Origin of the sequence: Nonomuraea sp. NPDC049624, from assembly GCF_040675255.1 — a bacterium.
Taxonomy (GTDB): Bacteria; Actinomycetota; Actinomycetes; order Streptosporangiales; family Streptosporangiaceae; genus Nonomuraea.
In genome coordinates, this window is the sequence record NZ_JBFAOR010000008.1 from 394,797 (window position 1) to 407,936 (window position 13,140).

General features: G+C 71.0%; 12 protein-coding genes and 1 tRNA gene. 9 read left to right on the forward strand and 4 right to left on the reverse strand.

Translation table 11 applies throughout. The features are described from left to right. Positions 1-3: 3 nt before the first annotated feature. Together AB0J76_RS32895 and AB0J76_RS32900 are read right to left on the reverse strand one after the other, a co-directional pair. Positions 4-1,383 (reverse strand): VWA domain-containing protein, encoded by a 1,380-nt coding sequence (locus tag AB0J76_RS32895; protein ID WP_352319570.1) that lies wholly within the window; start codon positions 1,381-1,383, stop codon positions 4-6. After that, on the reverse strand, positions 1,376-2,215 hold the full coding sequence (locus AB0J76_RS32900) for a MoxR family ATPase (RefSeq protein ID WP_352319572.1): 840 nt from the start codon (positions 2,213-2,215) through the stop codon (positions 1,376-1,378). The genes AB0J76_RS32895 and AB0J76_RS32900 overlap by 8 nt, the downstream gene beginning before the upstream one ends. A 101-nt stretch (positions 2,216-2,316) precedes the next feature. Between AB0J76_RS32900 and AB0J76_RS32905 the strand changes: the two genes are divergently transcribed. From AB0J76_RS32905 to AB0J76_RS32940, 8 genes are all read left to right on the forward strand, one after another. After that, positions 2,317-2,390, forward strand: a tRNA-Lys gene (locus tag AB0J76_RS32905). A 212-nt stretch (positions 2,391-2,602) separates the two neighbouring features. Next, the gene (locus tag AB0J76_RS32910) at positions 2,603-3,766 is read left to right on the forward strand and encodes an aminotransferase class V-fold PLP-dependent enzyme (RefSeq protein ID WP_352319574.1); all 1,164 of its coding nucleotides are present in this window, start codon (positions 2,603-2,605) and stop codon (positions 3,764-3,766) included. Next, positions 3,763-5,073: a sugar ABC transporter substrate-binding protein gene (locus AB0J76_RS32915; protein WP_352319576.1), complete on the forward strand. Its 1,311-nt coding sequence runs from the start codon at positions 3,763-3,765 to the stop codon at positions 5,071-5,073. The genes AB0J76_RS32910 and AB0J76_RS32915 overlap by 4 nt, the downstream gene beginning before the upstream one ends. Further along, positions 5,070-5,939 carry a sugar ABC transporter permease gene (locus AB0J76_RS32920; RefSeq protein ID WP_352319578.1) on the forward strand — a complete coding sequence of 290 codons (870 nt, stop codon included), beginning with the start codon at positions 5,070-5,072 and terminating at the stop codon, positions 5,937-5,939. Before AB0J76_RS32915 ends, AB0J76_RS32920 begins: the two co-directional genes overlap by 4 nt. Beyond that, a complete protein-coding gene (locus tag AB0J76_RS32925) occupies positions 5,936-6,745 on the forward strand; it encodes a carbohydrate ABC transporter permease (protein WP_352319580.1) in 810 nt (269 codons plus the stop codon). The genes AB0J76_RS32920 and AB0J76_RS32925 overlap by 4 nt, the downstream gene beginning before the upstream one ends. A 2-nt stretch (positions 6,746-6,747) precedes the next feature. Beyond that, positions 6,748-8,391, forward strand: coding sequence for a glycoside hydrolase family 36 protein (locus AB0J76_RS32930; protein ID WP_352319582.1), 1,644 nt, complete (start codon positions 6,748-6,750; stop codon positions 8,389-8,391). Next, positions 8,392-9,408 carry a LacI family DNA-binding transcriptional regulator gene (locus AB0J76_RS32935; protein WP_352319583.1) on the forward strand — a complete coding sequence of 339 codons (1,017 nt, stop codon included), beginning with the start codon at positions 8,392-8,394 and terminating at the stop codon, positions 9,406-9,408. Then, positions 9,405-10,745: a hypothetical protein gene (locus AB0J76_RS32940; protein ID WP_352319585.1), complete on the forward strand. Its 1,341-nt coding sequence runs from the start codon at positions 9,405-9,407 to the stop codon at positions 10,743-10,745. The genes AB0J76_RS32935 and AB0J76_RS32940 overlap by 4 nt, the downstream gene beginning before the upstream one ends. Before the next feature lie 42 nt (positions 10,746-10,787). Here the strand turns inward: AB0J76_RS32940 and AB0J76_RS32945 are convergent, their stop codons facing one another. Both AB0J76_RS32945 and AB0J76_RS32950 read right to left on the reverse strand, forming a co-directional pair. Next, the gene (locus tag AB0J76_RS32945) at positions 10,788-11,408 is read right to left on the reverse strand and encodes an L-threonylcarbamoyladenylate synthase (protein ID WP_352323313.1); all 621 of its coding nucleotides are present in this window, start codon (positions 11,406-11,408) and stop codon (positions 10,788-10,790) included. An 84-nt stretch (positions 11,409-11,492) separates the two neighbouring features. Continuing rightward, on the reverse strand, positions 11,493-12,248 hold the full coding sequence (locus AB0J76_RS32950; RefSeq protein WP_352323314.1) for a hypothetical protein: 756 nt from the start codon (positions 12,246-12,248) through the stop codon (positions 11,493-11,495). Between the two features lie 225 nt (positions 12,249-12,473). On the opposite strand from AB0J76_RS32950, the gene AB0J76_RS32955 reads away from it, so the two are divergent. After that, positions 12,474-13,100, forward strand: a complete 627-nt coding sequence (locus AB0J76_RS32955; RefSeq protein ID WP_352323315.1) for a hypothetical protein — start codon at positions 12,474-12,476, stop codon at positions 13,098-13,100. Positions 13,101-13,140: the final 40 nt, after the last annotated feature.

Consider the following 13,140-nt stretch of genomic DNA (forward strand, 5'->3'; position numbering starts at 1 on the left):
CCGTCAGGCCAGCGTCTCGATGAACGCGGTGAGCTGAGCGACGTTGCGGCACTCGTGCATCTCCACCACGGTGCCGTACTCGCTCGCGACCGAGTCGCCGGTGTCCCACTGCTGCCTGGGCTCGGGGTTGAGCCAATAGGCGTGGCGGGCCCCCGACGTCAGGCGCCTGAGCACGTCGAGGGCCGGCGGCTGGTAGTTGGAGCGGGCGTCGCCGAGGATCAGCAGCGAGGTCCTGGGGCCGATGGCGTCGGAGTGCCGCTCGGCGAAGCCTTGTAGGGCGTGGCCGTAGTTCGTCCGTCCGAAGCGCGACATGTCGGCCTCGTTCGCGAGCCGCGTCATGGCCTCCACGACGTCCGCGCCGGGCACGAAGAAGCGGGTGATCTCGTCCACCCTGTCCACGAACCCGAACGCCCGCACCTTCGTGAACTGCTCCCGCAGCGCGTACGTCAGCAGCAGCGTGAAGTGCGCGAACGACGAGACCGAGTCGCTGGTGTCGCAGAGGATGACCAGCTCCGGCTTGTGCGGCCGGGGCGGTCTGAAGTGCGTGGTCAGCGGCACGCCGCCGCTCTGCAGCGAGGCCCGTACGGTGCGCCGGAAGTCCAGCCGCCCCCTGCGCCCCTTCCTGTGCTTGATCGTCAGCCGCGCGGCCAGCCGCCTGGCCAGCGGATGGACCTCCTTGCGCAGCCTGGCCAGGTCGGCCCTGGTGATGCGGAGGAAGTCGATCTGGTCGAGCGGCGGGCGCACGGCCGAGCGGGCGATGCGCTCGATCCCCGAGTCCTCGGCGATGCGCCGGCGCACGTCGGTGGCCACGGCCTCCTCGAACCGCCGGATGTTGCCGGTGACGCGCTGCCGCACGGTCTTCTCGGCCAGCCCGCCGCGTTCCTGCCCGGCCAGCACGTTCTGCAGGATGCGGGCCATCAGCGTCTCGGGGGACAGGGCGCGCAGGACGCTGTAGGAGAACCAGTTCTGGCGGCCCGGCCCGGTGGTCTGCTGGCGGCCGAACCGCTCGACCATGGCCTGGGCGAACTCCCGCAGCTCGCTGTCCGTGCTGCCGGTGAGCAGCTCCGCCAGGCGCTCGCGCAGCTCGTCCACCGGGGCCGTCTGAGGGTCCAGGCGGGCTTCGGCGGGGCGGGGGGCGTACATGCCGGTCGTGGACGACGGGAACCACAGGTCGAACAGCACGTCGAAGCCCGGACGGTAGGCCGGCTTCTTGACCAGCGTGGCCGCGTAGGCGGCGCGCAGCGACTCGCGCTCGCTCAGGTCGATCACCCGCAGCGCGCGGGCCGCGTCGAGCCCCTCGGCGAGCGACACCGGCAGGCCCGCCTCGCGCAGCGCGTGCACGAAACCGACATGCCGGTCCACCAGCGATCCGCGCTCAGGCATCCGGCAGCCCCAGCTCCTTGATCGCCCGCGTCTGGTCGGAGGCGTGCTTGAGCACCACGCCCAGCGTCCCGGCCACCGTCGCCTCGTCCAGCTCCTGGCGGCCGAGGGCCAGCAGCGTGTTGGCCCAGTCGACGGTCTCGGCGACCGACGGCGCCTTCTTCAGCTCCAGCGCCCGCATGGTGGCGACCGTCCTGGCGAGCTGCTCGGCCAGGTCGGCGCGGATGGTGGGCACCTGCGCGAGCACGATGTCGCGCTCCCGCTCCGGCGTCGGGTACTCGATGTGCAGGTAGAGGCAGCGCCGCTTGAGCGCCTCGGACAGCTCGCGGGTGGCGTTGGAGGTCAGCAGCACGAACGGCCGGCGGGTGGCGGCGATCGTGCCCAGTTCGGGGATGGTGACCTGGAAGTCCGACAGCAGCTCCAGCAGCAGGCCCTCGACCTCGACGTCGGCCTTGTCGGTCTCGTCGATGAGCAGCACGGTGGGGGCGGCCGACCTGATCGCCTTCAGCAGCGGGCGTTCGAGCAGGAACTCCTCGGTGAAGATGTCGTCGTCGGCGCTGGTGGCCTGGATGCGGAGCAGCTGCTTCTTGTAGTTCCACTCGTACAGCGCGCGGGCCTCGTCGAGACCTTCGTAACACTGGAGGCGGACCAGCTCCGAGCCGGTCGCTTGGGCCACGGCCTTGGCGAGCTGCGTCTTGCCCACCCCGGCGGGCCCTTCGACCAGCAGCGGCTTGCCCAGCGCGGCGGCGAGGAACACCGAGGTGGAGATGGCGTCGTCGGAGAGGTAGTCCACGGCGGCGAGCCGCGCCGTCACGTCGGCGGGCGAGTCGAACATCGATGCTCCCTGTCTGCAGGCCGAACTTTATTCTAGCGGTAGGAGCTCGACCCAGGTCGATTCGACCAACATGCGGATCACCGGTATATTCCTCTCTGCAAGCGCCGCTAGCTCAGTTGGTTAGAGCAGCTGACTCTTAATCAGCGGGTCCGGGGTTCGAGTCCCTGGCGGCGCACCGCACGAAAGCCCCAGTTCAGTACGCTGAGCTGGGGCTTTCTCGTTTTCCAGCAGCTGTGTGAGCCGCCTGCTTCCCTGGCCCGTTATGCAATCTTTGCTTGCGGCCAGGAGGAAGCTGCGTAATATGAACGTTCATATCGCTTCGCCCTGTTATCCCCGGTCAACAGCACGCTCCCCCTTCGTCATGCCTAGACGGGCCCGCCAGAGGATATGAACGTTCAAATTTTTGGAGAGCCGTCCGGCTACCTCGACTTCGCCCGGCTGGGGCCGCTCTCCCACGCGGTCGCGGCGGTCCTGGCCGAGTCGGCCCGCCGCCGCGTCGGCGACATGCCGCTCGCCTGGTTCGAGGAGCAGGCCGCGCGCACGCGCTCGGCCGCGGCGCGGCTGCTGCGGGCGGCCGAGCACGAAGTGGCGTTCCTCTCCTCCACCAGCCACGGGCTGTTCGCCGCCGCCGCCGCGCTGCCCGGAGAGGGCGTGGTGCTGCTGCCCCGGGGCGAGTTCCCCGCGAACGTCTACCCCTGGCTGCGGTTCGAGGGACGCGGCGGGCTCCGGGTGCGGTGGATCGACGAAGCGCGCCTCACCCCACAGGTGCTGGCCGAGCACCTGGACGCGTCGGTGCGGGCACTCGCGGTCAGCGCGGTCGACGCGCTCACCGGCTACCCGGCGCCGCTGGGCGCGCTGAAGGAGGTGCTCGGGCCGGGACGCGTGCTCGTCGTGGACGCGATCCAGGGGCTGGGCGTCGTGCCGCTGGAGGTGGAGGCCGCCGACGTGCTGGTCTGCGGCGGGCAGAAGTGGCTGCGCGCCGGATGGGGAGCGGCTCTCCTCCTGGCCCGCGACCGCGTCGCCGGGCTGATGGCGCCAGGACTCGGCGGGTGGTCGGGGGTCGAGGACCCGCTGGCGGGGCCCGCGCCCCGGCCGCCGCTCGCGGGAGCGGCCGCGCACACGATGACCAATCCCGACTGGTCCGCCGTGGCCGCCCTGGGCGTCGCGATCGAGCTGGTCCTGGAGGCCGGCGTCGCGGAGATCGGCCGCAGGACGGCCGACCGGCTGGGTGAGCTGCTCGACACGGCCCGCGCCGCCGGGGCACGGGTGCTGCTGGACGGGCCCGCCGGCGCCGGCGGACCGGCGCCGCCCGGCGCCGGACGTGGCGCCGGACATGGCGCCGGAGGCGGCACCGCGGAGTGGAGCGGGATCGGGTCCTTCACGATGCCCGGCCGGGATCCGGCGGCCGTCCATGCCGCGCTGGCCGCCGCCGGGCTCACCACGACTCTGCGGGGCGAGTGGATCCGTCTGTCGCCCCACGCCACCACCTCGGGCGAGGCCGTACAGCGTCTGGCCGCCGCCCTGCACCCCCCGAGAAAGGAATCATCATGAACCGACCTCTCGTCACGGTCGTCTCCGCGACTCTCGCCCTGGCTGTCACGGCCTGCGGCGGCGGGGGCGGGAGCGACCAGACGTCCACCGGTCCCGTGAAGATCACGGTCTGGAGCTGGAAGCCCGCCTCCGACGGGCTGGCCTCGGTGGCCAAGGACTTCGAGCAGGCGAACCCCGGCATCAAGGTCGACGTCCAGGTGGTCGGGAACCCCGCGATCTGGGAGAAGATCACGGTGGGGATGGCCGCGGGAGGCAAGGGCCTGGGGGACGTCCTGCACATCGGCATCGACTACCTGCCCGGATACATGGAGAAGTTCCCCGGCGGGCTGGCGGACCTGAGCGAGCTGGGCGCCGACAAGTACAAGGACGCCTTCGCCAAGGGTCTGTGGCCGACGGTCACCGGCAAGGACGGCAAGGCGTACGCGATGCCGTGGGAGGTCAACCCGGTCGGGTTCTTCTACCGTTCGGACCTGTTCGACAAGGCGGGCATCGACTCGGCGGCGATCAGGACCTGGGACGACGCGATCGAGGCGGGCAAGAAGCTCAAGGAGAAGACGGGCGCCTACCTGATCGGACTGAACAAGCCGGCGGCCGGCAGCGTGGACATGGACCTCTTCCAGTCGCTGCTGCAGCAGCAGGGCGCCTTCTACTTCGACCGTCAGGGAGAGGTCACGCTCTCCTCGGCGCCCGCCGTGCAGGCGATGACCCTGATCAAGAAGATGAACGACGCCGGGATCGTCGCCGACACCTCCGGCGAGGGCACGCGGAAGAAGCTGATCAGCGAGAACAAGGTCGCGGTGCTGCCGTGGGCGGCCTGGGCGGTCGGCTACATCCCCGAGATGTGGCCGGAGCAGAAGGGGCTCTGGCGCGTCATGCAGCCGCCGGCCGTCGTGCCGGGCGGCAAGCGCACCGCGATCGTCAACTCCACGTACCTGTCGGTCTCCGGGACCAGCCCGCACAAGGCGGAGGCGTTCAAGTTCCTCGAGTACGCGCTGACCAGGCCCGAGGTCATCAACAAGGCGTTCAAGGACGGCGGGGTCTTCCCCGCCCTGAACGCCGCCTACGCCGACCCGCGGTTCACCGCCAAGACGGACTACTACGGCGGGCAGCCCGCGCTCAAGACCTTCGTGGACGCGCTGGGCGAGGGCGCGGACGCCACCTACTACTCCGGCGACTACGCCCGCGCGCTGAAGATCGCCAGTGACGCGCAGACCCAGGTTCTGCTGAAGGGCGCCGACCCGGCCGCGGCGCTGAGCCAGGCGGCCCAGCAGTTGTCCCAGCAGTCCGGCAGGAAGCTCGCGGGATGACCGGCCGCCTGCTCACCAGGAGAAACGTTCCGTACTTCCTGGTGCTGCCCGCGCTGCTCGGCTTCGTCTGCTTCAAGGCCTATCCGATCCTGGCGGCGGCCTACATCAGCCTGACGACCGGCGCCGGGGCGGCGCGTTCCTTCGCCGGACTGGACAACTACGTCAGGCTGGTGAACGACCCGCTGTTCTGGACGTCGTTGTGGAACACCGCGCTGATCCTCGTCGTCCAGGTCCCGATCATGCTGACCCTCGCACTGCTGCTGGCGCTGGGCCTCAACTCCAGGCTCGTACGGCTGCGCGCCCTGTGGCGGCTCGGCGTCTTCATGCCCTCGCTGACCGGCCTGGTCGCCTACGGCGTGATGTTCTCGGTGATCCTCAGCAAGGACTCCGGCCTGCTCAACTGGCTGCTCGGCCTCTTCGGCGTCAGCCCGATCGACTGGCTGGGCAGCCCCTTCTGGGCACGAATCGCCATCGTCATCGCGCTGACCTGGCACTACTGCGGCTACAACGCGGTGATCTACCTGGCCGGGCTGCAGAGCATCGCGAAGGAGCTGTACGAGGCGGCGATGGTCGACGGCGCGGGAGCGGTCCGCCGCTTCTGGTCGATCACCGTCCCGCAACTGCGGCCGATCCTGCTGCTGACGATCGTGTTGTCGGCGATCGGCACGCTGCAGCTGTTCGACGAGCCGTTCGTGCTCACCGGCGGCGGCCCGGACAACTCCACCCTGACGATCTCCCTCTACCTGTACCAGAACGGCTTCCGCTACTTCGACTTCGGTTACGCCTCGGCGATCGCCTACGCGCTCACGCTGATCGTGGCCGGCTTCGGGCTGGTGCAGCTCAAGCTCACCGGAGGCAGGAAATGAAGGGCTGGCTGCTGACCTTCGCGCTCGCCGCGTGCTTCGCCCTGTGCGTCGGCCCGTTCTACTGGCTGACCATGGCGGCCACGCACGCCAACGCCGACATCTTCGGCGCCACGCCCACGTTCTCGCCGGGCGACCAGCTCGGAGCGAACACCGCGAAGCTGGAGGAGTCCATCGGCCTGCTGCACGTGCTGGGGAACACGCTGCTCGTGGCGACCGTCCAGACGTCGATCGCGCTGGTCGTGGCGTTGCTGGCGGGCTACGCGTTCGCCAAGTTCGAGTTCCGTGGCAGGAACGCCTTCTTCGTCCTGCTGCTGTCGACGCTGGTGATCCCGGGCGGCGTCACCATCATCCCGATCTTCGAGATGATGAACGACCTCGGGCTGATCGACACCTTCCCGGCGCTCATCCTGCCGAACCTGACCGTCCCGTTCGGGATCTTCCTCATCCGGCAGTCGCTGCAGGCCGTCCCCGACGAGTTGCTGGACGCGGCGCGCGTGGACGGGGCGGGGGAGCTCCGGGTGTTGTGGCGGGTGGTGGTGCCGGTCATGCGGCCCGCGCTCGCGGCGTTGGCGGTCTTCCTGTTCCTCGGCGCGTGGAACGACTTCCTGTGGCCGCTGATCGCGCTGCGCACGCCCGGGATGTTCACCCTGCCGGTCGCGCTGGCCACCCTCCAGGGGCTGGCCAGGACCGACTTCGGCCAGGTCATGGTGGGCACCGCGATCTCCGCGCTGCCCATGATGATCCTCTTTCTCGTCCTTCAGAAACAGTTCATCTCCGGCCTGCTGGCCGGGGCCACGAAAGGTTGATCATGCAGATCTGGGAGCCGCACGCCCTCGGGGAGACGACCGTCGTCCGCGCGGGCGAGGTCGAGGTGGCGATAGCCGGTACGGAGGCGATCACGGTCACCCCGGTCGCGCCGGACGTCTGGCTGATCGACGCCCCGGAAGGGACCGCGGCGCAGTGGAGACTGCCGTGCGTCGACGCCGCGGCCTTCTGGACGCCGGGCTCGGGCACCCGCTGGATCCCGCCGATCTGGAGCTCTGCGACGGCGGCCGGGCTGGTCTCCGGCGCGCCCGTCGTCAGCCTTGTCGGCACGGCGGGGGCCAACCTGTGCACGGTGGCCCTGGCCTCGGTGACCGGCAGCTTCACCGGCGGCGTGATCGAGGAGACCGGCGAGTTCGTCTTCACCGTGCAGAACGAGGGGCTGCGGATCCGGCTGGACCTGTCGGACCGGCAGTTCTCCGCGGCGCTGACCGAGGTCGCCGGATGGTGGCAGGAGGGCCGCGACCTGCCGCCCACGCCGCGTCAGGCCAGGCTGCCCGTGTACTCGACCTGGTACAGCATGCACCAGGAGGTCTCGCGGGAGTCGGTGGAGCTCCAGGCCCGGCTGGCGAAGAAGCTGGGCTGCGCCACGATGATCGTGGACGACGGGTGGCAGACGGCCGACCGGTCGCGGGGGTACGCCTTCTGCGGCGACTGGGAGCCCAACATCTCCGACATCCGGCAGCACATCCAGAAGGTCCAGAACGACGGCATGGCCTACCTGTTGTGGTACGCGCTGCCGTTCGTGGGCAAGCACAACGCCGCGTTCGAGCGTTTCGAGGGGAAGTTCCTGCGCTACCTCGACCACATGGACGCGGCCGTCCTCGACCCGCGTCACCCCGAGGTGCGCGCGTTTCTCGTCGACAAGCTGGCGCGAGCGGTGGAGGAGTGGGGCGCGGACGGCCTGAAGATCGACTTCGTCGACCGTTTCGGCACCGACGAAGGGGTGGCCGAGCTGCTGCGCGAGCTCGACGTCAGGCTCCGGGCGGCGAAGCCGGACGTGCTGATCGAGCACCGCCAGCCGTACACGAGCCCAGGTCTGTGGCCGTACGCGAACATGGTCAGGGCGGTGGACTGCCCGCTCAGCCCGCAGGAGAACCGGCAGCGGACGATCGACCTGCGGCTGACCGCCGGACCTCAGGCCGTGCACTCGGACATGATCCTCTGGCATCCGGACGAGTCCGCCGAGCAGGTCGCGGTACACCTGATCAACGTGCTCTTCTCGGTGCCGCAGATCTCCGTGGACTTGGCGGCCCAGCGGCCCGACCAGCTCGCCGCGATCCGGTTCTGGCTGGGCGTCTTCCGCAGCCACCTGGGCACGCTGCAGCTCGGCGTGCTGGAACCGCACGGGGTCGAGCACGGATACCCGCTGGTGCGGGCCTACAGTGAGGAGAGCGAGGTCGTGGCCCGGTACGCTGCCCTGCCTGTGGACGTGCCGGAGACCGCAGAGCTGCTCGTGGCCAACGCCGCCCCCGACACCCGCGTCGTCCTGTACGGGCGGGGTGTCGCGACGGCCGAGGTCCGCGACTGCGGCGGGCGGCTCGTGAGCGAGAGCGAGCTGCGCTTCACCTCCGGCGCGAGCGTGGTCGAGGTCCCCGTGGGGGGCCTGCTGACGGTGAGGAGAGACTGAGTGGCGGCACGCCGTGGGATCACCATCGAGGACGTCGCCCGCGCGGCCGGCGTGTCCCGCCAGACGATCTCCAACGCGCTCAACGCCCCCCAGCGGCTCAAGCCGGAGACGCTGGAACGGGTGACCCGGCTGATCGAGGAGCTCGGCTACCGGCCCGACCAGTCGGCGCGCAGCCTCAAGTCGGGCACCAGGCGCATCATCGCCTACCCGACGCCGGTGGACGATCCCGCCAACCCCAACCCGCTGATGGGCGGGTTCCTGGAGGCCGTGGTGGCCTCGGCCGGCGAGGTCGGCTACCGGATCCTGCTGCTGCGGCCGCGCCCGGGCCAGAGCCAGCAACAGGCGCTGGACGAGGTGATCGCGGCCCGCACCGTGGACGCCTTCCTGCTGTCGGACGTGATGCGCGACGACCCCAGAGTCGCGCACCTGACCGAGGCGGGGTTCCCGTTCGCCGCGTTCGGCAGGACGATGCCGGACCAGCCGCAGTCGTGGGTGGACGTCGACAGCGTTCAGGCGGTCATCGAGCTGGTCGGGCTGCTGGCCGCCAGGGGGCATCGGCGCGTGGCCTTCCTGGCCTCCGTCGGCGCGCAACCCTGGATGGAGGACCGCAGAGAGGGCTTCCGCGCCGGCGTCCGCAGGCACGGCCTGGTGGGGCAGGAGTTCTCCGCGCCGGGCGACGGCCCAGCGGAGCTCGTCACGGTCACCCGTGAGCTGCTGCGCGGACGCAACCGTCCGACGGCCGTCGTGGCCGCCGGCGACTGGCTCGCGCTCGGCGTCTACGCCGCGGCCAGGGAGGAGGGCATCGAGATCGGCGCCGACCTCGCTCTGGCCGCCTTCGACGACCTTCCCCTCACCGCATTCCTCCATCCCGCCCTGACCACGGTACGGCTGCCGCTCCAGCGCATCGCGCGGGCGCTGATCGGCCGGCTGATCCAGACGGTGGAGGACGGCGCGACCCCTCAGGCGGGGCTGCTGCTGCCCGGGGAGCTGGTGATCCGTCCCAGCATCGGCCCATGATGCGCATCGGCTCGGCCAGCTCCGAGCTGGTCGCGATGTTCGAGTGGGCCCGGGCGAAGGCGCTGCGCCTGCGGCACGAGGGCGGCTCGCAGGGCCCCGTCGACGTCGACGAGCACCGGCCCGAGGGGACGGGACAGGGCCGCTACCTGCCCTCCTACTGGGCGGGTTACGCACACCGCAGCGGCTTCTACGCCCGCGACTTCGCCCACCAGATCGTCGGCGCGCACCTGCTCGGCATGGCCGAGGCCAACCTCACCATGCTGCGTTGCTTCGCCGCCTCGGCCACCCCCGAGCACGGCTTCCACCTGGTGTGGGCGTTCAACTTCGACGGCTCCTACCTGTCCATCGACTACCGCGGCCCCGGCTCCTTCGTCCGCGAGCTGCCCGCGGTGTACGAGCTGGTGGAGAAGGCCTGGGCCGCCTACCGATGGACCTGGGACCGCGCCTACGTCGAGGATCCCGTGCTGTGGTCCTACTACCGCAACGCGCTGACGGAGATCGTGCCGCGGGCCACCGGAAAAGGCATCTTCCAGGGCGTGGCCAGCTACAACGAGCTGGCCGGCGAGCACCTGGCGGAGGCGGGGGACTCCGTCGGCTCCCGGTACCAGGCGTACCTGGCGATGAGCGCCCTGAGCCGGGCCCGCGGCCTGGACGGCGAGGACTTCGCCGGCCGGGCCGCCGAGCTGAGGCGGCACTTCAACGAGGTCTGGAGCGTTGGCGAGAACCCCGCGGACCTGGTGCGCGGCTACACCGTGGACGGCGCCCCCGTCACCGGATGGGGCTGTGAGAACAGCTGGTTCATGCCGCTCAAGGACCTCATCGAGCCAGGTCCGCGCAACGAGGCCTACCTCGACTTCATCGACGGCCAAGCCGCCGGCCCCGAGCGTCCCCGCAACATCGAGGCCTACACGTACCTGCCCGACACCTTCTTCCGTCACGACAGGAACGCGGCCGCCTGGCGCTGGATGCGGCACGTCTTCGACCGGCGTGCGGAACCGCACGTCGCGGGCGGCCTCAACGGCGACTACCCGGAGGTGTCCTTCACTCTCGTCAGCCAGGTCGTCGAGGGCCTGCTCGGCGTCACACCCGACGTGAACGCCGTGACCACGCTGTCCCGCCTGCCCGACGACATCGCCTGGGCCGAGGTCTCGGGCATCCCCGTGGGTGACGGCACGATCACCGTCCGGCACGACGGCAGGACCGCCACCACGCTCACCAACACCTCCAGCGACACCACCTACCGCTGGCAGGCCCGCTTCCCGGACGCCCCCGCCGTGGTCACGCGGGTCGCGCCGGGACAGAGCGCCCTGGTCACCGCTCCCGGCCGTCCAGGGTGAGAGCGGGCCCGGCCGGCCTCCCCTTCGGGTGGCCGGCCGGGCCTATTCGAAGAGGGACGGGTCTCCGGTGCCGCGACGAAGGATCTCGGGCTCGTCCTGCGAGAGGTCCACGACGGTCGTCGGCGTGGCGCCGCATTTCCCCGAATCGATGACGGCGTCCACCAGGTGGTCGAGGCTCTCCTTGATCTCCCAGCCCTGCGTCGAGGGCTCGGTCTCGCCGGGCAGGATCAGCGTGCTCGACACCAGCGGTTCGCCGAGCTCGGCCAGCAGCGCCTGGGTGACGACGTGATCGGGGATCCGGACGCCGACGGTCTTCTTCCGGGGATGCAGCAACCTGCGCGGCACCTCCTTGGTCGCCGGCAGGATGAACGTGTACCCGCCCGGAGTCGCCGCCTTGACCAGCCGGAACACCGCGTTGCTCACATGAACGAACTGACCGAACTGCGCGAAGTCCTTGCAGACCAGGGTGAAGTGGTGGTCGCTGCCGAGGTGCCGGATCTCTCTGATCCGGTCGAGGCCGTCCTTGTTGCCCAGCCGGCACCCCAGCGCGTAGCACGAGTCCGTCGGGTACGCGATCAGCCCGTCGGCGTGCAGGGACTCGACCACCTGGCCGATCAGGCGAGGCTGGGGGTTGTCAGGGTGCAGGTCGAAGTACTTGGCCACGCATCGGATCATAGGAGCACGTACGTGCACGCATGACACGCGGCCCGGCCCGTACGGCCGGGTCACGCACCGGGCGCGGACCGTCTACGGGCGGGACGGGCGGCGCAGGCGTAGGCCGGTGAGGGCGGCGGCGAGGACCAGCGAGCCGGCCAGCGCCAGCGCCCGCCCGTCGGGGCCCGCCTCGCCCCCGCCGCCCGTGTTCGCGCCGCCCGTCGGCGTGGCGGTGGGCGTGTCCTCGGCGGTCTCGTCCGGGGGCGTGGCCTCCGTGTCCGAGATGTCTTGGGTGTCCGGAGTGTCCGAGGTATCCGGGCTCGCGGCGGTGCCGGCGGCGGTGACGGTCAGGGGGTACGACTTGGGCGCGTCCTTGTCCTGGAGCTCGCACTCGATCAGGCGTCGCTGCGGGGTCGGCCCGAAGTTCACCGACGCGGGCCGGACCGTGCCCGCTCCCGGATCCCGGGGCGTGGTCCGCAGCTCGACCGTGCCCCGGGGGAGGGGGATGACCGCCCCCGGGACGATCAGGCCGGGGCTGCCGACGCCCGTCGCCGAGGTCAGCCGGTCGATCCCGCTGACGGCGGCGTAGGCGTAGAGGTTGACCTCGCCGTCCAGGCCGGTGGCGGGGGCGCGCAGCTCGGCGCCCTCGACGTACGAGCCGCGCCAGCCGATGGTCATCTGCCGGCCTGCGGAGGCGGTCGCGGGCACGGTGAGCGTGATGTCCATCTTGACGATCTGCGTCTCGTTCGTACCGGTGGTCCTGCACGTGTACGCCGCCACCGTGCCGCTCCCGGGCGCGGGCGTGGCGAACAGCAGGACGGCCAAGGGCAGGATCAGGGGCAGGCGCACGACGTTTTCCCTTTGTGACGGATGTGACACAGAAGGGACGGCGGACGGACGCGACAGGTTGACCGGACCGTCCACATCCGGACAACGCGGGCTGTGCGGAGCCGGTTCTGTCGGACCCGGGTGGTATCCATGGCTCCCATCAAGATGATCACGCTGGACGGCGGAGGCCCCGGGCTCTCGTGGAGAACGCGCAACTGAAGGTAATCGGTCTGCAACAATTCGTGCATGGCGATGTTGCGGTCAGTCAATGGCCTGCCCCACCACGGGTGCGGCGAGCTCGGGCGGGTGGCTCACGGCGCGCTGACCGGCCCCTCGGAGTCGGCCGGGTGGCCGAGGCTGTTCCTCGGCTACAACACCCTCCCCGACCCGCCGTTCCCGCTGGTCGGCTACCTGCAGTACGAGCTGGCTCCGCCGGCGGGCGAGCTCGACCTGCCCGCGTTGCTGCGCACGATGGCCGAGTCGATGCGGGCCCAGCCCGTGCCGCCAGAGACGGCCTTCGACGAGTCCCGGCGGCGGGTGGCCACGGCGATGCGGGTCGACGCGATGGTGCTCGTCGCCCCCGCGCCTGCCCTCGCGCCGGCGGAGGGCCAGGCCGCGTGGCGACCTCCGGCGCACCGGGAGGGGCCGCGCAGGCCCGCCGCGGCGCACCGCGACGGCGCGTGGGAGCCGGCCGCGGCCCTGGCGGTCGACCGGGCGGGCGCGCGGGTGCTGCTGGTGGCCGGGCGGAGCGCCGAGGGCGGCCGCATCGGGCCGAGGCAGTCGGCCGGGCGGGCCGACCCCGCGCTGGCCGGCCTGCTGGGCGAGGTTCTCGACGCCCAGTTCGCCTGGACCAAGGCGGCCTTCGCGCTCTGACGCGGCGCGGCGAAGGCGGCAATGAGCCGGACGCATCCCC

What these genes read in the sequence shown, in the direction of transcription:
- AB0J76_RS32895 (WP_352319570.1), bottom strand. Translation starts at nt 1,383, where the DNA reads ATGCCTGAGCGCGGATCGCTGGTGGACCGGCATGTCGGTTTCGTGCAC.
- AB0J76_RS32900 (WP_352319572.1), bottom strand. Translation starts at nt 2,215, where the DNA reads ATGTTCGACTCGCCCGCCGACGTGACGGCGCGGCTCGCCGCCGTGGAC.
- AB0J76_RS32910 (WP_352319574.1), top strand. Translation starts at nt 2,603, where the DNA reads ATGAACGTTCAAATTTTTGGAGAGCCGTCCGGCTACCTCGACTTCGCC.
- AB0J76_RS32915 (WP_352319576.1), top strand. Translation starts at nt 3,763, where the DNA reads ATGAACCGACCTCTCGTCACGGTCGTCTCCGCGACTCTCGCCCTGGCT.
- AB0J76_RS32920 (WP_352319578.1), top strand. Translation starts at nt 5,070, where the DNA reads ATGACCGGCCGCCTGCTCACCAGGAGAAACGTTCCGTACTTCCTGGTG.
- AB0J76_RS32925 (WP_352319580.1), top strand. Translation starts at nt 5,936, where the DNA reads ATGAAGGGCTGGCTGCTGACCTTCGCGCTCGCCGCGTGCTTCGCCCTG.
- AB0J76_RS32930 (WP_352319582.1), top strand. Translation starts at nt 6,748, where the DNA reads ATGCAGATCTGGGAGCCGCACGCCCTCGGGGAGACGACCGTCGTCCGC.
- AB0J76_RS32940 (WP_352319585.1), top strand. Translation starts at nt 9,405, where the DNA reads ATGATGCGCATCGGCTCGGCCAGCTCCGAGCTGGTCGCGATGTTCGAG.
- AB0J76_RS32955 (WP_352323315.1), top strand. Translation starts at nt 12,474, where the DNA reads ATGGCGATGTTGCGGTCAGTCAATGGCCTGCCCCACCACGGGTGCGGC.